A 22,047-nucleotide genomic window follows, 5' to 3' on the forward strand; every position below is an offset into this window, starting at 1 on the left:
TAACTGAAAATGTCTGAAAATGTCACTCTCAAGGCGCAGCTAATCGCCGCGACCAACTTCTTCCCGCCGGAGGACATCGACTTTGATAGCGATGCCGATGGTGGGGAAGCATTGATTGAGTTCTCCGGCAGGGCTTGTTATGAAACGTGGGACAAGCCCAATCCACGAACGGCGACGAATAGGGGATACCTGCGACATGTGCTTGAGGTAGGCCACACCTCACTTTTTGAACACGCAAGTGCAAGCATCTATGTTCGTGGGCTGTCGCGCTCGTGTGCACATGAACTCACACGGCACCGCCACTTTTCCTTTTCGCAGTTGTCGCAGCGGTTTGTGCCGGCCAGTTCCAACAATGTTGTGGTTCCTCCCGCAATTGCGGAGGACCCGGATCTGTTGCGAGTTTTCGAAAGCGCGGTTGATCAGTCCCGTTTCGCCTATGGTGAGTTATTAGACGCACTGGAAGAGAAGTGGGCCGACGAGCCCAACGCTATCTTGCGGCGAAAGCAGGCACGCCAGGCAGCCCGGGCGGTTTTGCCCAATGCCACCGAAACTCGAATCGTGGTTACTGGTAATTTCCGGTCTTGGCGCCACTTCATTTCGATGCGTGCGACTGAGCATGCCGATGCTGAAATTCGGGAGTTGGCAGTGGCTTGCCTACGGGAGCTGCAGCGCTGTGCTCCTGTTGCTTTTGGGGATTTTGAGATTAACACTCTGAAGGATGGGTCGGTCGTCGCATCGAGTCCTTATGCCTTCGAGGGGTAATCGCACGTACAGTGTGAAGATATAGTCGATTGAGATTTTTAAGAAAAGGTAGTCAACAATGAGCACAGGAATTGCGTCAACTCGCGGTGCTGACATTTTCGGCACCGTCGCCGTAGCTATGGTGACCCCTTTTGATAAGGACGGAAACCTCGATGTCAAGGCGGGTGTGCAGCTCGCTGGTCATCTTGTAGACGGTGGCTGCGATGCACTCATTCTGGCCGGTACTACCGGCGAGTCGCCTACTACGACGGTTGAGGAAAAGCTTGAGCTTCTCCGAGCTGTCCGTGCAGAGATGGGTGACGAGGTTAAGCTCGTGGCCGGTGCCGGCACCAATGACACGGCCGGGTCCATCGAGCTGGCAAAGGCTTCTGTGGAGGCGGGCGCGGATGCGCTGCTCGTCGTCACGCCGTATTACTCCAAGCCGTCCCAGGAGGGGCTGTACCGTCACTTTACGGCAGTGGCTGACGCAACCGAGGCGCCGGTGTGTTTGTATGACATTCCGCCGCGTTCGGTTATTCCGATTGAAGTTGATACCATTTACCGGTTGGCGGAGCACCCGAGAATCCAGGCTGTTAAGGACGCCAAGGGGGATTTGGGAGCTGCCGCCGGCATTATCGCTAATACTGATTTGGCGTGGTACTCCGGTGACGATGTGCTGAACCTTCCGTGGCTGTCTATTGGCGCCACCGGGTTTATTTCCGTTATTGGACATGCAGCCCCGCAGCTGCTGGCTGAGGTGCGCTCTTGCTTTGACAAGGGAGACCTTGCTGGTGCGCAGGCTGCCCACGCGAAGATGACTCCGCTGTTTGCCGCTCAGGCTGCACTTGGCGGTGTAAGTTTTGCTAAATCCGCTCTGCGTCTGCAGGGCATTGAGATAGGAGATCCACGCTTGCCGCAAATTGCAGCAAATGACCAGCAGCTTGAGGTGCTTGAAGAAGCTATGCGGAAGGCAGGTGTTCTGTAGTGGCTGAAGGACGCAATCGCGCCCGCAAGGTAACTCGTAAGGCTGGTCCGCCTTCCGAGTCCGACGTGGCTGCAGCAGAGCAGTCCAATAACTCTGCATCCAAGGGTTCCGACAAGGGTGGAGCTAAATCCAACGGCTCGAAGTCCTCGCAGCGTTCCGGTGAGCGTAAGAACTCCGGTAACGCTAAGAAGTCCGAAGGTTCCTCGAATTCTTCCAACCGCGGTTCCCGCGGTGGTCGCGGTGGCCGTGGAGGTAATCGCGGAAATAGTTCGAGGGGTGGCCGTGGCGGACGCGGTGGCAACCGTCGTAACGTAGTCCAGTCGATGCAGGGTGCGGACTTGACCCAGCGTCTTCCTGCACCGCCGAAGGCCCCCAAGGACGGCCTGCGCGTGGTTGCACTGGGCGGTATTTCCGAAATCGGTCGCAATATGACCGTGTTGGAGTACAAGAACCGCCTGATCATCGTCGACTGCGGCGTGCTGTTCCCGAGCTCGGATGAGCCGGGTGTTGACCTGATCCTGCCTGACTTCTCCTACATGGAAGACAAGTGGGATCGCGTGGAAGCTCTCGTGGTCACCCACGGTCACGAGGACCACATCGGTGCTATCCCTTGGTTGCTCAAGCAGCGCGCGGACATCCCGATTATTGCTTCTCGCTTTACCCTGGCACTGATTCAGGCCAAGACACAGGAACACCGTCAGCGCCCGAAGGTCATCGAGGTCAACGACACCAGCCACATTCAGCGTGGTCCGTTCGATCTGCGTTTCTTCAATGTCAACCACTCGATTCCGGAGTGCCTTGGCATCGTCATTAAGACCGGAGCAGGCATGGTCGTCCACACCGGTGACGTGAAGATGGACCAGACCCCGCCGGACGGAAAGCCGACTGACCTGCCGGCGCTGAGCCGCTACGGTGATGAGGGAATCGACCTCTTCTTGTGTGAGTCCACCAACGCTACGATTCCGGGCTTCTCGGGATCCGAGGCGGAATTGGCTCCAACTCTGCGCCGTCTGATTATGGATGCCAAGCAGCGCGTTATCGTCGCGGCCTTCGCATCGAATGTCTACCGCGTGCAGGCGGTCATCGACGCAGCTGTTAAGGCTGGCCGCAAGGTTGCCTTCAACGGTCGCTCTATGATTCGCAACATGCGCATCGCGCAGGAATTGGGGCTGCTGACCGCTCCGGAAAATACCATTGTGGAGATGAACGAGGCCGCTCGCATGGCGCCCCACAAGGTCGTGCTGGTGACTACCGGTACGCAGGGCGAGCCAATGGCTGCGCTGTCTCGCATGGCCCGCCGTGAGCACCGTCAGATCACCGTCCGTGATGGCGACCTGATTATCCTCAGTTCTTCGCTGGTACCCGGTAACGAAGAGGCAGTCTTCGGCGTTATCAACATGCTGGCCCAAATTGGTGCCACGGTTATCACCGGCAAGGATGCGAAGGTTCACACCTCCGGTCACGGCTTTGCCGGCGAGCTGCTGTTCCTCTACAACGCAGCTCGTCCGTCGAACGTCATGCCGATTCACGGTGAGTGGCGCCACCTCCGTGCCAACAAGGAGCTGGCTGTGTCCACTGGCGTGAAGCCAGAGAACGTTGTCCTGGCTCAGAACGGTGTGGTAGTCGACCTTGTTGATGGCCGCGCTCGTGTAGTTGGCCAGGTTCCGGTCGGTAACCTCTACGTCGATGGCGTCACCATGGGTGACGTCGACGCTGACGTGCTGGCAGACCGTGCTGAAATGCGTGAAGGTGGTCTTATCACCGTCACAGCCGTCATTGATAACCGCACTGGCCGCCCGTTGGAGAAGCCACGGGCTCAGGCTCGCGGTTACTCGGACGACGCCAAGGAAGTGCTCGAAACCGTCGAGCAGGTCGTTGACGATACTCTCTTTGACCTGGCTGGCAGTGGCGAGAACAACCCGTACCGTATGGCTCAGGAAGTTCGTCGCCGCACCGAGCGTGTCATTAACCAGAAGTGGCGTCGCAGCCCGATGGTCGTTCCGACCATCGTGCCGATGTCCTCTGAGGCAGCCGAAGAGGTTACCGATGAGGAAATCCAGGAGTCGCGCGAAAGCATCTAAGTTTCTAGAGCGTCTTTTAGCCTAAGAGCCCGCATCCACCTACAACCGTGTGGATGCGGGCTTCTCCGTGCCTGGTCTAGGCTGGAGCTATGACTTTTGCTGAACGGGAACGTGAAGACCTAGCTAATCTACTGCTCAGCGTCGGCCCTGACGCACCGACCTTGTGCGAGGGGTGGACGACCCGGGATCTTGCGAACCACCTATACATTCGCGAAAATCGTCTGGATGCCGCTGGCGGGATGTTCGTCAAGGCGCTTTCGGACCGCCTCGATGCTGTTACCGCTGAGGTCAATCGAATGCCCTACGTCGAAGTGGTGGGGAAGTGGGGTAGTGGTGCTCCGCGATGGAATCCAATGAACTGGGCAGACCGCTACGTCAACGCTGCGGAGAACTTCGTCCATCACGAGGATGTCCGTCGTGCCCAGGAAGGCTGGACCGTTCGTCAGCTGCCACCCTCCGGAGTTTCGGACCTGTGGCGTCTGGTCACTACTGCCGGCCGTATGATGTTGCGCGGTTCGACCTCGACCGTGGTGCTAATGCGTGACGACGGAGTTGCGGTGACCCTAATCGACAACAGTGCTAAAGGTGCTCCAGTTGTGACTGTCCACGGAAGCGTCGGGGAACTGGTGCTGTGGCTCTATGGCCGTGACGAGGTACGCGTCACCATCGACGGCGACGAATCGGGCATCAAGCGCAACAGTCTTTAAAATCACGTTCTCAGTTCTGGGTGGTCGCGACAGCACGCCTGTTAAACAATGACACGCGTGTGACTAATGTGAAAACGATCCGGTGTTAGCTGTAAGGTAATGGTCATGTCTGCGACCAGCCGAACCAGAACTGACAATCGTCGTGGATCTTCCCGCTCTGCGGAGACAGATGCCACGCGGCGATACCCCGTGCACAGCGCCACGGAGGAATTCGAGCGCACTCCTAGCGCCATGTCGATCGTGGGCAATAGCTTGGCCAGCGCCTGGACTGAAACTGCCCGCGGCGTGGCTGGTCTCGCCCGTCGGGTAGGCGGTCGCAAAAATAAGCGAAACGAAGAGGAGAATATGTCGCGGCGCGAAAGTGACGCCGATTTTTCGACGAAGCCCCGTAGGAAGCGTCGTAAAGCAGCTAGCGGTTATGACGATGTAATTGAACCTCCGGCACCGGCCTCCGTGCCAGCTGACGAGTTCGATGCAGACTTCGATGAGGGTGGCGAACCGGGATCGAAGGATGGCCTGGCACTACTCGTGCTGGCGTTGGCAATTGTGCTGGCTGGTTCGACATGGTTCCACCTGGCAGGGCCAGTGGGGGAGTTCATTGAAACGGCAGTGCGCACGCTCATTGGTATCGGCGCTTTTGTACTTCCGGTGCTGCTCGGTGTTGTTTCCGTATTGATGATGCTGGATGCGATGCCGCGTCGTGAACGTCTGACACCTACCATTACTGGAGCTTCGCTGATTGTGGTGGGTCTGCTCGCAATTGTGCATATCGGCTCTGGTCGTCCTGCGGACTGGCAGGGGCGACGTGCAGCTGGTGGCGCAATCGGTGGTTATATCGGTTCGCCGCTAGCAGCCGGGTTTACCTCGTGGGTCGCCGTCGTTTTGTTGCTGGGCATCGTTTTTTACGGCGCTCTGGTGCTCTCTGGCGCGACGGTGCGTCAACTTATCGATGCCACTAAGGAGTACTTCAACTTTTCCGAATGGTCTTCGCGTCGTGCCGGCGACGAGCCGGAATCGGACGATCCCTACGGCAATGTCGATGACATGCTGGAACGTCGTGCGAGCTGGGATTCGGATACCGCATATGCCGATGAGGACTTTGACCAGCCGACGCAGCTAATCGAGCGTCGCCCAAGCCACAGCGGCCGCACGCATCATTCCTCGTCGCGTTCGACCGATCGCTCTGCTTACCGAGCTCCTCGCCGTGGCGCGGATAGCCGTATGTCTGCACCCGAACCCGCGCCTTACGACGAACCGGATGCTGACGGTAATCTCTACGATCTTTTGGACGAAGAGCCGCAGAGGACTCGACAGGCTCCGCGACCTGCCCGTCAGGTTGAGGATGTCGACTATGATTCGGCAAAGACCACAGTGTTTGATGTCCGGCATGGGGCACAGCACTCCAACCGAGTCTCCCCGGTGGAGCCGGCGTTTCCGGCGGCTGAGTACGTGGAGGAAACTCAGTCGGATGCTGTGCATCGGGACACCGCCGAAACGGAATCGACTATTCCGGCTGTCGGGGGCACGAACTACCACGCTGCCGACGAGGAGTATGACGAGTACTCCGAGTACCCGACGCAGGAGGCTGCTGCAGCTAGCAGCAGCGAACGCAATCGTGTTTCCGCTTCCCGAGCTCCGAAACAGCCCGCTCAGCCTGAGGCTGTAGCGCCGGCGAGTGCGCCGCAGAGCGAGTCGTCTGTCGATGATTCGCGGGATGCGGTTTCTGAGGCTACGCGCCGCACCATGGATGCCATTGCCGCTCGTTCTGGCATCGATGCCTCTAAGATTCCGGCCACAACTCCGAAGTCTGAATTGGAAAAGGACGCCGAGGGTACGTCCGCTTCGTCGGCATGCACGCCGGAGTCTGACTACCACCTGCCATCGACTAACTTGTTGATCCCAGGTGAGCGCCCCAAGACACGTACGGCGACGAACGACCGCATGATTGAAGCGATTACTGAGGTATTCGCAGAATTCAAGGTCGACGCTGCGGTGACTGGTTTCTCTCGCGGTCCGACGGTGACTCGCTACGAGGTCGAGCTTGGCCCGGGCGTGAAGGTCTCGAAGATCACGAACCTCCAGTCCAACATTGCCTATGCGGTAGCGACCGACAATGTCCGCCTACTGACTCCGATTCCAGGCAAGTCAGCCGTTGGTATCGAGGTCCCGAACAACGACCGTGAGATGGTTCGGCTTGCCGACGTACTCAACGCCCCCAAAACCGTTGCGAACGATGACCCGATGCTGATTGGGCTCGGTAAGGATATTGAGGGCGAGTTCATCTCGCACTCTATCCAGAAGATGCCGCACCTTCTCGTTGCCGGTTCGACCGGTTCGGGTAAGTCCGCGTTCGTAAACTCGATGTTGGTGTCGCTGCTGACGCGTGCAACCCCGGAGGATGTCCGACTGATTCTGGTGGACCCGAAGATGGTCGAGCTGACTCCCTACGAGGGGATTCCTCACCTGATTACGCCAATCATCACTCAGCCGAAGAAGGCCGCGGCGGCTCTGCAGTGGCTGGTTGAAGAGATGGAACAGCGGTACATGGACATGAAGGCCGCCCGCGTCCGTCACATCAAGGATTTCAACCGTAAGGTCAAGTCCGGTGAGATTACGACGCCACTTGGCTCGGAACGCGAGTACCGTCCGTACCCGTACATTGTCTGTGTCGTCGACGAGCTGGCAGACCTGATGATGACCGCACCCCGCGATATCGAAGATGCGATTGTGCGCATCACGCAGAAGGCCCGTGCCGCCGGTATCCACTTGGTGTTGGCTACGCAGCGTCCGTCTGTGGATGTGGTCACCGGTTTGATTAAGACGAACGTGCCATCGCGATTGGCATTCGCTACCTCGTCACTCACGGACTCCCGCGTCATTCTTGACCAGGGAGGTGCTGAAAAGCTCATTGGTATGGGCGATGGCCTGTTCATTCCACAGGGTGCAGGCAAGCCGCGACGGCTGCAGGGTGCCTTCGTCACAGACGAGGAGATTCAGGCAGTAGTCGATGCGGCTAAGGCACAGGCCGAGCCGGATTACACCGAGGGTGTCACAGAGGATAAGAGCGCTGAGGCTGAGCGCAACATTGACCCCGATATTGGAGATGACCTGGAAGATTTGCTTCAGGCAGTCGAGCTGGTGGTCACCGCACAGCACGGGTCGACCTCGATGTTGCAGCGCAAGATGCGAGTCGGCTTTGCCAAGGCTGGTCGACTGATGGACCTGATGGAAACTCGCGGAGTGGTCGGGCCATCAGAGGGCTCTAAGGCACGTGAGGTGCTGGTCAAGCCAGAGGAGCTCGAAACCATTAAGTGGATGATCAAGGGCGCAAATCCGGAGGACGCTCCTAAGGAAGAAGTAAACGTAGTCGACGCTGATCCGAATCAGTCTATGGCGTAGGACGACCTAGCCTCACCGCGGTTTCTGATTGCGTGTATAGTCGGCACACGTGGAGGGGAGTATCCCCGGTAAAGCGGATGTTTTCCGCTAGCCCGTGACGGTTATCGTCAGCACGGATTGGACGCACAGACTCGCTTTGTGCAGATTCAATCCCGGTGCCGTCACTTTTGCCACTTTGGCAGAAGCAGGAGAGACCTCCGGTTCATGTTCGCACGACCGGAGGTCTTTTTTAATATGCATGTCCCCGCATTGGTATGGATCATCACCATTGTGGTCGTCATGGGTTTTATCGCCTTTGACTTCTATGCACACGTTCGCACGCCGCATAACCCAACTATGAAGGAAGCCGGCGGCTGGACCGCTTTCTACGTAGTCTTGGCATTAATTTTTGGCGGAATGGTGTGGTTGTTGTGGGATCACCACCGAGGCATTGAGTTTCTATCGGGCTATATCACTGAAAAGGCGCTCAGCGTAGACAACCTGTTTGTCTTTGCGCTCATCATCGGTGCGTTTAAGATTCCACGCCAGTACCAGCAAAAGGTTTTGCTGTTCGGTATTGCGATGGCGCTGGTATTCCGAGGCCTGTTCATTTGGGCTGGTGCTGCCGTTATTGCCAAGTGGTCCGACGTTTTCTACCTGTTTGCAATTTTCCTGATTTACACGGCTATCAAGACGGTGTACGACGAAGCCGTCGATAAGCCGGAACCCGATCCGTCGGATATGAAGCTGATTCAATGGCTGCGTCGAATTGTCCCGATTTCGGACCATTACAACAGGGACAAGCTGACCGTTAAGGAAAACGGCAAGCGTTACTTGACGCCACTTGCCATCGCGCTGGTGTCCATCGGTTTTATCGACGTGATGTTTGCGTTTGACTCTATCCCGGCTATCTACGGCCTGACGGATGAGGCATACATCGTCTTTACTGCAAATGCCCTGGCTCTCATGGGTTTGCGTCAGATGTACTTCTTGCTTGACGGTCTGCTGGATCGGTTGGTGTACCTGGCTTATGGTCTGGGAGTCATCCTGGCCTTCATTGGCGTGAAGTTGCTATTGCACGCACTGCATGAAAACAACCTGCCGTTTATTAACGGCGGTGAGAACGTGTCGGTACCTGAAGTATCGACCTGGGTGTCGCTGGCGGTCATCGTCATCGTGCTGGTGGTGACTGTCCTGGCATCGTGGCTCAAGATTAAGCGTGATGAAAACATGGGTGCGATTGCCCTTCCGCGTGTTCACCACGATGATCATGGAAACGACGATGGCCTTGGCTCTCACGCTTCTTCTGCCTCTGTCGGTGAGAGGTCAGCGTCGGCCGGAAACGAAACTAACGGTTCGCACACCGGTAAGAACGAGCCTGGGCATTAATCGAACACGATTGTGAGATAAGGTAACAACTGTGACTGCTCCAAGTGCTGATACAAGCCGTGTTTCCAACTGGAACTTGCCCAATTTCCTGACCGTGCTTCGCATCCTCGGAGTGCCGGTGTTCTTGTGGGTACTTCTTCAGGAGGGCGGCGAAGCCACCAATTGGCGCTGGTGGTCGTTTGTCGTCTTCGCGCTTCTGATGGCGACTGACAAGTTGGACGGGCACCTCGCACGCAGCCGTAATCTCATTACCGACTTTGGCAAGATTGCCGATCCGATTGCCGATAAGGCGCTGATGCTGGCCGCGCTGATCGGTATGAATATCATCGAGATTCTGCCGTGGTGGGTGACTGTCATCATCGTGATTCGCGAAGGTGGCATCACCATCTGGCGTATGTTCGCACTGCGTCAGGGGCGTGTTGTTCCGGCTTCTCGGGGCGGCAAGATAAAGACGGTCCTGCAGTCTGTAGCAGTGGGGCTATTCCTGATGCCAGTGGACTGGTTGTTCTGGCCGTCCTGGATTGTGATGATTGCCGCGATTGTCGTCACCGTCGGTACCGGAATCCAGTACATTGTGGATGCGCGTAAGGTTTCGTAGAGGAATTAAGTGGAGGTTAACGCTGTGAACACAGTCGGACACCTCGCCCAGAGCGACCGAAACGATGACGCTGTCGACGGCGTTTCGCTTAAACTCGTCCAAGCGCTTACCTCCCGCGGAGAGACTTTTGCGGCCGCAGAATCACTTACCGCAGGTCTTCTCTGCGCCACTGTTGCCTCCGTACCGGGAGCCTCCGCCGTTCTGCGCGGTGGCGTGGTCACCTACGCCACTGACACGAAGGCGTTGCTTGCCGACGTGCCAAAGGATGTTTTGGCCGCATATGGCCCCGTGTCCGAGTTGACGGCCCGGTATATGGCACTTGGAGTGGCGAATAAGACAGTGGCGGACTGGGGGATTTCGCTAACTGGCGTTGCTGGTCCAACGATGCAGGATGGGCACCCAGTAGGTGAAGTCTGGTGTGGTCTGAAACCGCCAGGAGTTTCGTACCTTGATGGGGTAACCGCTGTTAGGTTGCCGGTGAATAAAGAGGGTTCGCGCGCGGAGATTCGTCGTCAAGCAGTGGTATTGGCGTTAGAACTGTTGTTGCAGAATCTCGACGGTGAGTAGAATTTTTGAATATTGGGAACAGGTCGGCCCTCTAAAGCGTTAGAGAGAGTGATGACCAACAATACTGCACTTATGACCATTCGCTACCCAGAGGTAGATAGCGCTGCCGCTTTGGAGGCTTCCATGGACGCCACAGCACCGTCGGCGCGAGTGGCTGTAGCGGAGCAGCCTGGATCGGTTGCAAAGTTAACGGCACAGGATTTGGCGGAACGCGGAGAATCCCGTGAGCCACTCCTGCGAGAGGCACTGGGGGAGACGCTGCGTGATATCCGTTCGCGCAGTGGACAGACGCTTCGTGAGCTTTCTGAAAATGCGGCTATTAGCCCTGGTTATTTGTCTGAGCTTGAGCGTGGACGGAAAGAAGTCTCATCTGAGCTGCTGGCGTCGGTATGCGCGGCGCTTGGTGTGACGGTGTCGGATTTGATGATGGAAGCAGCCACAGCGATGGCCCTGCATTCGGCGAGCCCAGAATTGGCAGCGATGTAGAAAATGGTTGCGGCGGTGGAATTTCATTCCATTGCCCCGGTACTTAGCACCCGAAGACGCTCGGCTTTAGTTAAGATTGGGTGCGCGATAAGCACAGACCTGCTTTGAGGTAGTTGCAATAAGAAAGGTGTATGGGACGCTATGGCTAATCCATTTGTAAAGCTGTGGAATTACTTGATGGCCGCTTTTGATTCCAAGATTGAGGAAAACGCTGATCCGAAGGTGCAGATTCAGCAGGCTATCGAGGATGCTCAGCGGCAGCACCAGGAACTATCGCAGCAGGCAGCGGCGGTGATTGGTAATCAGCGCCAGCTGGAAATGCGCCTTAACCGTCAGCTCGCTGAGATTGAGAAGCTGCAGGGGAACACTCGTCAGGCATTGCAGCTCGCTGACAAGGCTCGTGCTGAGGGGGATACCGCCAAGGCTACGGAGTATGAGAACGCAGCTGAGGCTTTCGCAGCTCAGTTGGTTACTGCTGAGCAGTCGGTAGAAGATTTGAAGGCTCTGCACGATCAGTCGCTGCAGCAGGCAGCTCAGGCTAAGAAGGCCGTCGAGCGTAATTCCATGCAGCTGCAGCAGAAGGTCGCGGAGCGCGCAAAGCTCCTCAGCCAGCTGGAGCAAGCAAAGATGCAGGAGAAGGTCTCTGAGTCCCTGCAGTCGATGAATCAGATTTCTTCGGGGGCTACACCTAATCTGGATCAGGTTCGTGACAAGATTGAACGTCGTTACGCTAACGCTCTTGGTCAGGCTGAGCTGGCTCAGAACTCGGTTCAGGGGCGTATGGCTGAGGTAGAGGCCGCAGGCGTTCAGCTTGCTGGGCACTCTCGCCTGGAGCAAATCCGCGCAGAAATGAACGGTGGCAACGAGCTCTCTGGTGGCGCGGCTCAGAAGTCCATCGAGGGAAGCGCTGCCTCCAACGTTGACCCTGCTGTTGCTGAGCGCATGCGCCAGCTGCGTGAGGGCAATTAATTCTCCTACTCACCTTCGCCACGTGCGATTAGCGAATCGCCCATTGCCTTCGAGCGATTAATGGTTCGGATGACCACAGGTACGCCGAAGGCAATGATTGAGCCGGTAGCCCCTCGGGCTTTTCGAGCCTCCAGTACCTCGGCAGCGGCCATAACCTGAAGCGGAATCATACGCAGCGTCAGCGATAGTGCGAGCGCGATGGTGTCGACTGGTAGGCCGAAACGGGCGAACGGCTGCATCGCAGCGGTCAAAGTATCCATGATGTCGCTGACGCGGGTCGTCAGCGTTAGCAATATTGCCGCTGCGATTGTGGCGAGAAGTGCGAGGAAGGTCGTCAGCGCTTGCTCACCTCCGGCGCGCCACCACAGGAGAAGCGAAAGCAGCGCCAAAATGACTACGGCTCCACGGAGCTGTCGGAAAGCAACCATGGGTGGCACCTTGGCCACCGCATAAGCGAGGGTGACAATTGCCAGGGCAATCGCCCCGCCTAGCCAGGTATCCACGAGAATCCCGGTGAGCAATAAAAATGCGATGACAATGATGAGTTTGGGGGCCGTCGGGAGCCTGTGCACAGGGGACTTATGGTTTAGGTAAAGCCCTAACGGGACATCGGCTGGATGAATCATGAGCGGCCTTCTTCCGCACGAGTCATATCGCTGACGTATCGGTCAATAACTTCCTTCGGCGCACCGTCGTCGACGATTTCTCCTGCGCTTACACGGATAACTCGGTCGAAGTCCATAAGAAAATCCAGATCATGAGTGACCACGATAATTTGCTGCTCAAGCTGGGCGAAAATATTCCGAATGTGGAGACGATTGCGCAAGTCGAGGAGCGTAGTGGGCTCATCGGCAATAATGGTCGTGGGATTAAGAATTAACACTGCCGCCAGCGCCAGTAGCTGTTTTTGTCCACCCGAGAGCAAGTGTGGCGAGGCGTCAGAATGATTGGCGAGCCCAAATCGCTCAAGAGCTTCCTGCACCAGCTGGTTGCGCTCATCCTTTGGCAGTTTTCGCTTGCGTAGTGAAAAGGCAATGTCCTCTGCGACTGTCGGCATCACAATTTGGTTATCCGCATCAGAAAAGATGAAGCCGACATTCTTGCGAATTGCCTTTGCCTGCTTTGCGACATTCATGCCCTCATACGTGACCGTGCCACCAGTGACCGGGCCCAGGCCGTTAATGAGTCGCACCAGCGTGGACTTACCGCCACCGTTTTCGCCGATAATGCCAATGCGGTTCTCTGTGAGAGTTAGCGTGGTCGGCTTCAGTATCTGGCGTCCCGAATAGGTTGCGGACGCGCGGTCAAAAGCGATGGTGGGCATAGTGCGACTCGAGACCCTTTCTAATTCTGTGGGGTTAATTGCCCGAGGTGGCTGCTTCCTTAACCAAACGACTTTGCTTACGGTTGGCAGCGTCGGGAAGCAAATCAGGGAAAGCCTGCAGTACGGCAGTAGCAATAAGCGCGGCTACGACAACCTTTGCCACGTCGCCTGGGATAAACGGGACGTTGGTAATCAGTGCGTCGGTGAAGCTAAGTCCCATACGCCAAGTCAATCCGACAGATCCGAAGAAGTACTGTAGTAGAACTCCGACGAGGCCTGCGCCGATGAAGACGCTGATTCGTGAAACCTTCGCCCGTGGTGCTTGCTGGGCAATCGCGCCGATTGCGAAACCGGCAATTAAATAGCCGACAATGTAACCCACGGTAGGGCCGGGGAGTGCGGCGAGAAGTGGTTTCCAGCCCGCCATGTTTGGAACACCCACGAGACCAACAGCCAGGAACAGGGTAGAGGCGAGGCCGCCACGTTTGAATCCGAGAATCATCCCGGCCAGTGCGATGCCCATGTTCTGTAGCACGATTGGCACGCCGAGGCCGCCAACGGGAATGGCAATGCCGCCGAGCACGATGATCAGTGCTGCGAAAGCAGCGATAAGAGTGAGGTCATACACCTTGGAATTATTCACAGCTCTCATCTTAAACCCCTGGGTTGAGCACTGTTCAGGCAGGGGACCGGGGATTTGTTTATGCAAAAAGGCGGCCAGGTAGGTATCAGTGACAGGTATCTTGTACGTTGGTCTCATGCGATTGGCCGATTTTCACAACTTCGTCAACCACGAATTTGGGCCTCAGCACGGCCCGTGGCTGTTGCATTCCCACGTACTGATGGAATATGGAAAAACTCCCGCGGAATTGCTCGAAGACGGGGTCGAACCTCGGGATATCTGGTGGGCGCTGTGTAGGGAACACGATATTCCCGAAGACCGCTGGTACGGTCCTGACGAATAGGTTCCGGCGTAGACGACGGTGAATGCTTGCCGACGGCTCTTGCGTGTCGTTGCCATTCGAACAGGGTTTCGCATATTATCGAAAGTGCTGATGAAGTCAATCCGTCTGATTCGGTATAACTTCCGGGTGTAACCGGCAGTAGAGGTGTCGCGGACCAATTTGGAACCGGAACGGCTCGTTTCGCGCCTAATTAAGTGTGAGCGAAGTTTCTGTTTTGGATGAAAATCGGGACACACATTCTCTGAGTACGGCTCCAGAACCCGATACCGTACGCGACAATGACCGCGACAATGACAATGAGGAAGAACAACGAACTATGGCTCGTAAGAAGGCTGCGGCTTCGAACCAGGGCAATGATCGCCTGAAGGCGCTCGATGTAGCTCTGGCGAATATTGAGAAGGACTTTGGTAAGGGTGCAGTTATGCGCCTGGGGGACGACAATCGTCCTCCAATTCAGGTTATTCCCTCCGGCAATATCGCTATCGACGTGGCCTTGGGCCTGGGCGGGTTCCCGCGTGGTCGTATCGTAGAAATCTATGGTCCAGAATCCTCAGGTAAGACCACAGTCGCACTGCATGCTATTGCAGAGGCGCAGCGGCAGGGCGGTATTGCCGCATTTATTGATGCGGAGCATGCGCTGGATCCGGTTTATGCGCGCAAGCTTGGAGTAGATACGGACAACCTTCTGGTATCCCAACCAGATACCGGTGAGCAGGCACTTGAGATTACAGATATGCTGGTGCGTTCCGGTGCTATTGACATCATCGTGGTTGACTCGGTAGCCGCGTTGACTCCGAAGGCTGAAATCGACGGTGAAATGGGCGATTCCCACGTTGGTCTGCAGGCGCGGTTGATGAGTCAGGCGCTGCGAAAGATGACTGGTGCGCTGTCCCACACCGGCACCACTGCCATCTTCATTAACCAGCTGCGTGAAAAGATTGGCGTCATGTTCGGCTCTCCTGAGACCACCACGGGTGGTAAAGCACTGAAGTTCTACGCTTCCGTTCGCTGTGACGTACGCCGAATTCAGACGTTGAAGGACGGCCAGGATGCGGTGGGTAACCGCACGCGCTTGAAGGTAGTCAAGAACAAGGTGTCGCCGCCGTTCAAGCAGGCAGAGTTTGACATCATCTACGGCGAGGGCATTTCGCGTGAGGGCTCGTTGATTGACATGGGCGTTGATAACGGCATTGTCAAGAAGTCCGGTTCGTGGTTTACCTACGAGGGCGATCAGTTGGGTCAGGGCAAGGAAAAGGCTCGTATGCACCTGCGCGAGAATCCAGAAATTGCCCAGGAAATCGAAGTCAAGATCAAGAAGAAGCTCGGTGTCGGGGAATTCGCGGAGGTCGAGGACGAGACCGATATCGATGCCCCTGTCGATGTCGTGCCGGACATCGACTTCGATGATTTGGAAGACTAGCTAGCTCGAGGCGTAGTGCCGCGACACACGAAAAGTGAGGACCGTGGAGGATCGTAACGGCCGCGATGTGCGGGAGACTATCGAAAAGCTTGCTCAGCAAATTGCGGAAGCTGACGGTAGTTCGCTCTACGATGCGGGTCGTGAGGAATCCAAGGCCCCGATTCGTGCTAAGGCACTGCGCTTGCTCGATCAGCGAATGCGTTCCCGCAAGGAACTCGTAGAAAGGCTCGAGGCAGTCGAGGAGTTTCCAACCTCGATGATTGAAGAAGTCGTTGATGACCTGACCCGAAGTGGATTGGTTAACGACGAGCTTTTCGCATCCGAATGGGTGCGGCAGCGCTTTGCCAGTCGTGGCAAGTCGAAGATGGTTTTGAACCGGGAGCTGCAGAAAAAGGGCATTGATGCTTCGCTTCGTGCAGATGCGTTGGAGCAGATTACGCACAACGCGGAAGAAGAAGTCGCCCGGAAGCTAGCGGCGAAGAAAGCGGCCACTATTAAAACAGTGGCGCCTGACTTCAACTCCAAGCAAAAGGATTTACGCAAAGTCGTCGGTGTGCTGGCGCGGCGCGGTTTCCCCTCTGAATTGTCCATGAGCATTGCTCGGGATCAGTTAGAAGAGCGATACCGAGAACTTGAAGAGGACACAGATTAGCGCCGGTGCCACCACACGCCGGATTAGCACGCCGGCTGCGGACCGGTCAGGTTTAAAGGGATCGCTGATTGGGGAAATGGGCCATAAACAGCTAACCTAAACTGCCGTGACTACCCCTTCTTTGAACTCTCAGCAGCAGTCTTCGCCTCGCACATATGAGGTACGTACGTTCGGTTGTCAGATGAACGTCCATGACTCGGAACGACTGTCTGGCTTGCTGGAAGAAAACGGTTATGTAGCGGCTGCAGAAGGCGAGAATCCTGATCTGGTCGTTTTCAACACCTGTGCCGTTCGAGAGAATGCGGACAATCGCCTTTATGGCACGTTGGGACAGCTCAAACCAGTCAAGGATGCTCACCCAGGCATGCAGATTGCCGTCGGTGGCTGCTTGGCCCAGAAGGATAAGGACGTCGTCGTAAAGAAGGCCCCATGGGTGGACGTCGTCTTCGGTACACATAACTTGGGTTCGTTGCCAGCACTGTTGGAACGCGCCGCCCATAATGACCGGGCTGAAGTCGAGATTAAGGATGCTCTGGAAGAATTTCCCTCGGTGCTGCCGGCCAAGCGCGAATCCACTTACGCAGGTTGGGTGAGTATCTCCGTAGGCTGCAATAACACGTGCACCTTCTGCATCGTCCCCAGTTTGCGTGGTAAGGAACGCGATCGTCGTCCAGGCGAGATTCTCGCTGAGGTGCAGGCACTCGTGGAGCAGGGCGTTACTGACGTCACCCTCCTCGGTCAGAATGTCAACGCCTATGGCGTTAACTTCGCCGACCCTGACATGGAACGCGACCGCTCGGCTTTTTCCAAGTTGCTGCGCGCCTGCGGCCAGATTGAAGGGTTGGAACGTGTGCGCTTTACGTCTCCGCACCCAGCTGAGTTCACCGATGATGTCATCGACGCCATGGCGGAGACACCGAACGTGGTTCATCAGTTGCACATGCCACTACAGTCCGGTTCTGACCGAGTGCTGAAAGACATGCGCCGTTCCTACCGCACCAAGAAATTCCTGGGAATTCTGGAGAAGGTTAGGGAAAAAATGCCGGATGCGGCCATTACCACTGACATCATTGTCGGCTTCCCAGGCGAGACTGAAGAGGACTTCCAGCAAACTCTCGACGTGGTGGATAAGGCTCGCTTTAGCTCGGCTTTCACCTTCCAATACTCGCCTCGCCCGGGAACTCCGGCGGCGACCATGACTGATCAGGTTCCACCAGAGGTTGTGAAGGAACGCTATGGCCGTCTGTTAGCGCTTCAAGAGCGCATTTCCGAGGAAGAAAACGCCAAGCTAGTCGGTAGGGAAGTAGAGCTGCTGGTCAGCCAGTCCGATGGCCGTAAAAATGCGGAGACTCATCGCATGTCAGGTCGGAGTCGGGATGGCCGCCTGGTGCACTTCAGCCCGTCGGAAAGCGAACCAGGCGTCGTCGACCGCAAGATTCGCCCAGGTGATTACGTGACAGTGCGTGTGACCGACTCCGCACCGCACTTCCTCATTGCTGACTCCGGTGTGCTCACACACCGCCGCACTAAGGCGGGGGATAATGTAGAGGTCGGTCAGACTCCGACGACCGCTCCGATTGGAGTTGGTCTGGGCTTGCCAAAAATTGGACGCCCGGAGAAAACGAGTGTAAGTGAGGGATGCGGCTGTGAGTAGTGACAAGGCTTCGCCGGAAAGTGATATGGAATCCACTAGCGAGCAGTCGGTGGAATCCGCGCAGGCGTTGCGGATTCAGGAGCGCAAGGCCGCTGGCGAGCTGGATCTCGGCCGTGCGGTGATTCCGATGATGGTTGCCGTCATCGGCCTCATTACGAGTTTCTTCCTTCCGCACTCTGGCGTCGTTTTGGGCTTTGATGTGTTGCTGGATACGGATGTTGCGCATCAGTACTTCACGACTCGACCGGAGCGAATTTACTCCATTCTCGTGGTGGTAGGTGTCTTGCTAGCTATTGCCACGCTGATTACGCGGACGACGATTCTCGCATTTGTCACCTGGTTTTTTGCCTGTATTCAGATGGTCTACTCAGTCTTCGCTGGCTGGATGCGTCAGTCTCGTCCACAGGAACTGGCCGGCGAGGGTATTTCCTTCGGCCTGATGCTCGGTATTTTCTGCAGTTTTCTACTGGCCATCTCCGTGACTTTCATCGCTTTCCGACGTAGTAAGGAGCAGCTCGCAATCGCGACGAAACGTCGCAAGCACGCTGACACCGATCCGGTACTGCGCGCGCAGCAGGTTTACCTGCGGGCGGGCCTGACACCGAATACGACTACGGATGTTGAGGTCGTCGACGACCGCCGTGAACGTGCTCGCCGACGCAATCGCGGCCAGCAGGGCAGTAGTACGGACAATGTCTCTCAGCAGACCGGCGAACAGGACGAACAGGTCAGCGACGAGTAGTGAGACTTTTTCACTAGCGCAGTAAGTAAAGGGGCTCTCTTCCACTCCGGAAGAGAGCCCCTTTTCGTTTAACCATCGACGCGTTGCCAGCGCCCAGCTGAGCCAGATTCGGTTGAGGAAGCCGGAGAGCGAGAACCTGCTTCCCGACGCAAAACTAGCTTCTGTTAGAGCTCCTTGAGAGTCTCCGCGGCCTGCTCTGCCCACTGTCGCCACTGTTCGGCCTGCTCCCGAGCCTTGGCTGCCTGAGAAGCCTTGCCCTTCGCCTCGAGTTCGGCGGCCTTCTGCTCAAACTCCGCTGCGCGGTCGGCGAACTGCTGGACGCGAGCCTGTGCTTCGGGGTCGGTACGGCGCCACTGCGAATCGGCAGCATCGGAGACGCGCTTTTCCAGTGCGCCAATGCGGTTTTCATACTCACGCACACGACCACGCGGCACAAAGCCGATGGCCTCCCATTTCTCCTGCAACTGACGCAGTTCGTTGCGAGCGTGATCGAGGCCCTTGGACGGATCAATGCGGTCTTCGTATTCAGCCAGCAGTGCGTCCTTGGCCGCAGCGTTTTCCTCGAACTCCCTGTCTCGAGCTTCGTTGACCGCGTTGCGAGCACCAAAGAACTCATCCTGGGCGGCCTTGAACTGCGCCCACAGCTTGTCATCGACCTCGCGCGGGGCTCGACCAGCGGCCTTCCACTCAGCCATCAGGTCACGGAAGGCAGCAGCGGTGCCACCCCAATCAGTGGAGGTCTTCAGGGCCTCAGCTCGCTCAATGATGTCCTCCTTAACGCGGCGAGCAGCCGCACGGTTGCGGTCCAGTTCCGCAAAATGGGCACCGCGGCGGCGGTTGAAAGAATCACGCGCGCGGGAGTAACGGCGCCAGAGCTGATCATCAGTTTTGCGGTCGATGCCGCGAATCTGCTTCCACTCCGTGAGAATCTCGCGGATACGGTCGCCGGCGACCTTCCACTCGGTGGAGTTCTCTGCGAGCTCTTCGGCCTCTGCGGCGAGCTCTTCCTTACGTGCGATGGCGTTCTTACGGCGCTCTGCCTTGTCGTGAGCGACTTTTTCCTCTGCGACATGGGAGGTGGCAATGACCTCTGCAAGGCGCTTATCCAGCGCATCGATATCGCCGAGGACCGTGGCGGTGGCAAGGCTCTCACGCAGTTCAACTGCGTTGTGAGAAATGGTCTTTGCCTCCTGCGGGTGGGAGACTACACGAGATTCCAGTAGCTCGACCTCGGTGGCCAGATCCTCGTAGCGCTTGCCGTAGTGGGCATAACCCTCTTCTACGGTGCCAGCCTGCCAGGAGCCAATATTGCGTTCGCCGGCGCTGGTGACCAGCCAAACAGTGCCGTCTTCGTCAATGCGGCCAAACTTCTTTGGATCATTGTGGACGGCATGTGCCACAGCGGCCGACCCCGCAGGCGCTGGAGTAGCTCCAGGGGCCTTACGATGAGCCGGCATTGAGCCTGGTCGAGGTCCCGGACGTGGACCCGGGCGTGGACCTGGCTTAGGGGAATTGCTGGTACCGGTCATAGTGGGTAAACCTCTTCCAATCTTCATGCAGAACTGCCGCGCGACACGGCTGCCATCAAACACTTACGGTATGTGCTCGAGTATCCCAAAAATTTTGGCACAGCGCGCGTAACACCGCCGGATTAAGGCATCGACTAGCCCCTCACGGTAGCGTTGAGGACGTGAATTCGCGTTTGCCTCGGCTTGTTATCGTTCCGCGTGCGCTCCTCATCGTCGAGGAGCTGGGTGGTTTTGCACCTATCGCCACGGAATTGCGCCGTCATGCCCGTGAAACCGTCGCGACGCTGTGGAGACATGACGAACCCGGAGAGCCCGGCGCGGTCGCTATTATCATTGGCAGGATGCAGGCGAAGTCCCCGCACCAGACCAGCGCACCCGGCAGTCTTTCTCCGTATGGGGTTGATGTCACGGTGTCAGGCGGAACCGAATTACCTGAGCTGCTGGGGCGCTGGCTTATCGAAGACTACGCGCGACGGAATTCTGAAGGACCCACTGGCCGCGTCATTCAGGCAACGTGCTTCGACTCTATCGCTGAGGCACTCGCTGCCGGTCACACGCGTCTGCTTGTGCTTGTCGACGGCGCATTCGGCCTTGCGGACGATTCCCCGGTCGGCGTAATTGAAGGTGCAGCGGAGGTTGATGCGCTGTGCAGTCTAATTGCTGGTCAGGACTGCTCAAGCATTAACGTGGAAAATATTGTGTTTCCAGCTCCCGGCGCGTACGCGGCCGAGTTATGGCAGCAGCTGAGTAAAGCTGCTGAAAGCTGGACGGGGTCTGGAATGACCGTCGTAAAGCGTTCTTACTATGACGGGGCGCCTTACGGCATCGGTTACCACGTGGCCAGCTGGCAGTGTGTTGCGAAGTAAGAGCTCGCGTTTTTAGTTTTGTGCAGGAGTGTGAACTGGGTAGTGACGGCTTTCGAGAGTGAGAGCTTGCCGGTGCCGATTGCGGTGGTAGGGCCGACGGCGTCGGGAAAGTCGGATTTGGGGCTGGTACTTGCGGAGCAGCTTGGCGGTGAGGTCGTCAATGTTGATTCGATGCAGCTCTATCGAGGAATGGATATCGGAACAGCGAAGCTGTCGGTGGACCAGCGGCGGGGTATTCCGCACCATCAACTCGATGTGCTGAACGTGACGCAGCCGGCGAGTGTGGCGACGTATCAGCGTGAGGCGGTCGCGGATGTTGAGGCCATTCGCGCGCGGGGGAAAGTCCCCATCCTTGTCGGCGGGTCGATGATGTATGTGCAGGCGTTGGTGGACGACTGGCAGTTTCCACCTACGGACCCTGAAGTACGTGCGAAGTGGGAGGCAGTGCAGGACGAGATTGGTCCGGCGGCGTTGCACGATCGGCTGGCAGAGATTGATCCGGATGCGGCGGCAATTATTGAGACCAACGACCCGCGGCGCACTGTCCGGGCTTTGGAGGTCATCGAGCTGACAGGTAAACCTTTTGCAGCGTCGAAGCCGTCGATTGATAAGCCACCGCGGTGGAACACTCGCATATTGGGGTTGCGCACGCAGGCGGAATGGCTAAATCCGCGGATAGAACAGCGTACGCGGGGCATGTTTGCCGCTGGCCTGGTGGAAGAAACTGAGAGTTTGATTGCGCAAGGGTTGCGCGAAGGTGTGACCGCTAGTCGCGCGATCGGCTATGCACAGGTGCTGGACTACTTCGATGGGGTTTACGACCTGGATACGGCTTGTGAACGCACGATTATTGGGACGCGCAGGTATGTGCGACGTCAGCGCTCCTGGTTCAACCGTGATCATCGAATCATGTGGCTAGACGCTGCCGGTGACGTGCCGGGACAGGCGTTTTCCGCACTTGGTCTGTAAGAGATTCGGACCTCCCGCTAGCATC

The 22,047-nt window shown here is 57.1% G+C and carries 21 protein-coding genes; 17 read left to right on the top strand and 4 right to left on the bottom strand.

All coding sequences use genetic code 11. The annotated features are described in order from the left end of the window. Positions 1 to 9: 9 nt before the first annotated feature. From thyX to HMPREF2820_RS01710, 10 genes are all read left to right on the top strand, one after another. Positions 10 to 762, top strand: coding sequence for an FAD-dependent thymidylate synthase (gene thyX, locus HMPREF2820_RS01665; RefSeq protein WP_016422599.1), 753 nt, complete (start codon positions 10 to 12; stop codon positions 760 to 762). A gap of 58 nt (positions 763 to 820) precedes the next feature. Further along, positions 821 to 1,726 (top strand): 4-hydroxy-tetrahydrodipicolinate synthase, encoded by a 906-nt coding sequence (gene dapA / locus HMPREF2820_RS01670; RefSeq protein ID WP_049170841.1) that lies wholly within the window; start codon positions 821 to 823, stop codon positions 1,724 to 1,726. Then, a complete protein-coding gene (locus HMPREF2820_RS01675) occupies positions 1,726 to 3,807 on the top strand; it encodes a ribonuclease J (protein ID WP_070602469.1) in 2,082 nt (693 codons plus the stop codon). The genes dapA and HMPREF2820_RS01675 overlap by 1 nt, the downstream gene beginning before the upstream one ends. Before the next feature lie 89 nt (positions 3,808 to 3,896). Continuing rightward, entirely contained in the window at positions 3,897 to 4,514 is a 618-nt protein-coding gene (locus tag HMPREF2820_RS01680) for a TIGR03085 family metal-binding protein (protein WP_070602471.1), read from the top strand. Between the two features lie 105 nt (positions 4,515 to 4,619). Then, the gene (locus HMPREF2820_RS01685; RefSeq protein WP_070602730.1) at positions 4,620 to 7,913 is read left to right on the top strand and encodes a DNA translocase FtsK; all 3,294 of its coding nucleotides are present in this window, start codon (positions 4,620 to 4,622) and stop codon (positions 7,911 to 7,913) included. A gap of 234 nt (positions 7,914 to 8,147) precedes the next feature. Then, complete coding sequence (locus tag HMPREF2820_RS01690; RefSeq protein WP_070602732.1) at positions 8,148 to 9,281, top strand: TerC family protein; 1,134 nt, start codon at positions 8,148 to 8,150, stop codon at positions 9,279 to 9,281. Between the two features lie 31 nt (positions 9,282 to 9,312). Continuing rightward, the gene (gene pgsA / locus HMPREF2820_RS01695) at positions 9,313 to 9,879 is read left to right on the top strand and encodes a CDP-diacylglycerol--glycerol-3-phosphate 3-phosphatidyltransferase (protein ID WP_048733493.1); all 567 of its coding nucleotides are present in this window, start codon (positions 9,313 to 9,315) and stop codon (positions 9,877 to 9,879) included. A gap of 24 nt (positions 9,880 to 9,903) precedes the next feature. Next, positions 9,904 to 10,446, top strand: coding sequence for a CinA family protein (locus tag HMPREF2820_RS01700; protein ID WP_048733535.1), 543 nt, complete (start codon positions 9,904 to 9,906; stop codon positions 10,444 to 10,446). A 51-nt stretch (positions 10,447 to 10,497) separates the two neighbouring features. Continuing rightward, on the top strand, positions 10,498 to 10,932 hold the full coding sequence (locus HMPREF2820_RS01705; RefSeq protein WP_048733491.1) for a helix-turn-helix domain-containing protein: 435 nt from the start codon (positions 10,498 to 10,500) through the stop codon (positions 10,930 to 10,932). A gap of 141 nt (positions 10,933 to 11,073) precedes the next feature. Further along, complete coding sequence (locus HMPREF2820_RS01710; protein ID WP_048733488.1) at positions 11,074 to 11,901, top strand: PspA/IM30 family protein; 828 nt, start codon at positions 11,074 to 11,076, stop codon at positions 11,899 to 11,901. 5 nt (positions 11,902 to 11,906) lie between these two features. Here the strand turns inward: HMPREF2820_RS01710 and HMPREF2820_RS01715 are convergent, their stop codons facing one another. Genes HMPREF2820_RS01715 through HMPREF2820_RS01725 form a run of 3 tightly spaced genes read right to left on the bottom strand, consistent with a single transcriptional unit; the run spans position 11,907 to position 13,877 of the window. Then, a complete protein-coding gene (locus HMPREF2820_RS01715) occupies positions 11,907 to 12,527 on the bottom strand; it encodes an energy-coupling factor transporter transmembrane component T family protein (RefSeq protein ID WP_070602473.1) in 621 nt (206 codons plus the stop codon). After that, complete coding sequence (locus HMPREF2820_RS01720) at positions 12,524 to 13,225, bottom strand: energy-coupling factor ABC transporter ATP-binding protein (protein WP_070602475.1); 702 nt, start codon at positions 13,223 to 13,225, stop codon at positions 12,524 to 12,526. The genes HMPREF2820_RS01715 and HMPREF2820_RS01720 overlap by 4 nt, the downstream gene beginning before the upstream one ends. Positions 13,226 to 13,259: 34 nt before the next feature. Then, complete coding sequence (locus HMPREF2820_RS01725; RefSeq protein ID WP_070602477.1) at positions 13,260 to 13,877, bottom strand: biotin transporter BioY; 618 nt, start codon at positions 13,875 to 13,877, stop codon at positions 13,260 to 13,262. Between the two features lie 79 nt (positions 13,878 to 13,956). Here HMPREF2820_RS01725 and HMPREF2820_RS01730 point away from each other — a divergent pair, with 79 nt between their 5' ends. From HMPREF2820_RS01730 to HMPREF2820_RS01750, 5 genes are all read left to right on the top strand, one after another. Beyond that, a complete protein-coding gene (locus HMPREF2820_RS01730) occupies positions 13,957 to 14,190 on the top strand; it encodes a DUF3046 domain-containing protein (protein WP_005509697.1) in 234 nt (77 codons plus the stop codon). A 316-nt stretch (positions 14,191 to 14,506) separates the two neighbouring features. Further along, on the top strand, positions 14,507 to 15,610 hold the full coding sequence (gene recA / locus HMPREF2820_RS01735; protein WP_049189631.1) for a recombinase RecA: 1,104 nt from the start codon (positions 14,507 to 14,509) through the stop codon (positions 15,608 to 15,610). A 43-nt stretch (positions 15,611 to 15,653) separates the two neighbouring features. Then, complete coding sequence (locus HMPREF2820_RS01740; protein ID WP_070566274.1) at positions 15,654 to 16,262, top strand: regulatory protein RecX; 609 nt, start codon at positions 15,654 to 15,656, stop codon at positions 16,260 to 16,262. 106 nt (positions 16,263 to 16,368) lie between these two features. Next, positions 16,369 to 17,916 carry a tRNA (N6-isopentenyl adenosine(37)-C2)-methylthiotransferase MiaB gene (miaB, locus tag HMPREF2820_RS01745; RefSeq protein ID WP_070602479.1) on the top strand — a complete coding sequence of 516 codons (1,548 nt, stop codon included), beginning with the start codon at positions 16,369 to 16,371 and terminating at the stop codon, positions 17,914 to 17,916. Beyond that, positions 17,909 to 18,658: an Rv2732c family membrane protein gene (locus tag HMPREF2820_RS01750; RefSeq protein ID WP_246822120.1), complete on the top strand. Its 750-nt coding sequence runs from the start codon at positions 17,909 to 17,911 to the stop codon at positions 18,656 to 18,658. Before miaB ends, HMPREF2820_RS01750 begins: the two co-directional genes overlap by 8 nt. Positions 18,659 to 18,822: 164 nt before the next feature. On the opposite strand, the gene HMPREF2820_RS01755 is transcribed toward HMPREF2820_RS01750, so the two are convergent. Further along, positions 18,823 to 20,187 carry a DUF349 domain-containing protein gene (locus HMPREF2820_RS01755; protein ID WP_016422615.1) on the bottom strand — a complete coding sequence of 455 codons (1,365 nt, stop codon included), beginning with the start codon at positions 20,185 to 20,187 and terminating at the stop codon, positions 18,823 to 18,825. Positions 20,188 to 20,348: 161 nt separating this feature from the next. Between HMPREF2820_RS01755 and HMPREF2820_RS01760 the strand changes: the two genes are divergently transcribed. Together HMPREF2820_RS01760 and miaA are read left to right on the top strand one after the other, a co-directional pair. Beyond that, complete coding sequence (locus HMPREF2820_RS01760; protein WP_070602483.1) at positions 20,349 to 21,053, top strand: hypothetical protein; 705 nt, start codon at positions 20,349 to 20,351, stop codon at positions 21,051 to 21,053. Between the two features lie 42 nt (positions 21,054 to 21,095). Then, positions 21,096 to 22,022 carry a tRNA (adenosine(37)-N6)-dimethylallyltransferase MiaA gene (miaA, locus tag HMPREF2820_RS01765; protein ID WP_371455652.1) on the top strand — a complete coding sequence of 309 codons (927 nt, stop codon included), beginning with the start codon at positions 21,096 to 21,098 and terminating at the stop codon, positions 22,020 to 22,022. The last annotated feature ends 25 nt before the right edge of the window (positions 22,023 to 22,047 follow it).

This window comes from Corynebacterium sp. HMSC064E08 (assembly GCF_001811805.1).
GTDB classification, from domain to species: Bacteria; Actinomycetota; Actinomycetes; order Mycobacteriales; family Mycobacteriaceae; genus Corynebacterium; species Corynebacterium jeikeium_D.

What these genes read in the sequence shown, in the direction of transcription:
- thyX (WP_016422599.1), top strand. Translation starts at nt 10, where the DNA reads ATGTCTGAAAATGTCACTCTCAAGGCGCAGCTAATCGCCGCGACCAAC.
- dapA (WP_049170841.1), top strand. Translation starts at nt 821, where the DNA reads ATGAGCACAGGAATTGCGTCAACTCGCGGTGCTGACATTTTCGGCACC.
- HMPREF2820_RS01680 (WP_070602471.1), top strand. Translation starts at nt 3,897, where the DNA reads ATGACTTTTGCTGAACGGGAACGTGAAGACCTAGCTAATCTACTGCTC.
- HMPREF2820_RS01685 (WP_070602730.1), top strand. Translation starts at nt 4,620, where the DNA reads ATGTCTGCGACCAGCCGAACCAGAACTGACAATCGTCGTGGATCTTCC.
- HMPREF2820_RS01690 (WP_070602732.1), top strand. Translation starts at nt 8,148, where the DNA reads ATGCATGTCCCCGCATTGGTATGGATCATCACCATTGTGGTCGTCATG.
- HMPREF2820_RS01705 (WP_048733491.1), top strand. Translation starts at nt 10,498, where the DNA reads ATGACCAACAATACTGCACTTATGACCATTCGCTACCCAGAGGTAGAT.
- HMPREF2820_RS01710 (WP_048733488.1), top strand. Translation starts at nt 11,074, where the DNA reads ATGGCTAATCCATTTGTAAAGCTGTGGAATTACTTGATGGCCGCTTTT.
- HMPREF2820_RS01715 (WP_070602473.1), bottom strand. Translation starts at nt 12,527, where the DNA reads ATGATTCATCCAGCCGATGTCCCGTTAGGGCTTTACCTAAACCATAAG.
- HMPREF2820_RS01720 (WP_070602475.1), bottom strand. Translation starts at nt 13,225, where the DNA reads ATGCCCACCATCGCTTTTGACCGCGCGTCCGCAACCTATTCGGGACGC.
- HMPREF2820_RS01725 (WP_070602477.1), bottom strand. Translation starts at nt 13,877, where the DNA reads ATGAGAGCTGTGAATAATTCCAAGGTGTATGACCTCACTCTTATCGCT.
- recA (WP_049189631.1), top strand. Translation starts at nt 14,507, where the DNA reads ATGGCTCGTAAGAAGGCTGCGGCTTCGAACCAGGGCAATGATCGCCTG.
- HMPREF2820_RS01755 (WP_016422615.1), bottom strand. Translation starts at nt 20,187, where the DNA reads ATGACCGGTACCAGCAATTCCCCTAAGCCAGGTCCACGCCCGGGTCCA.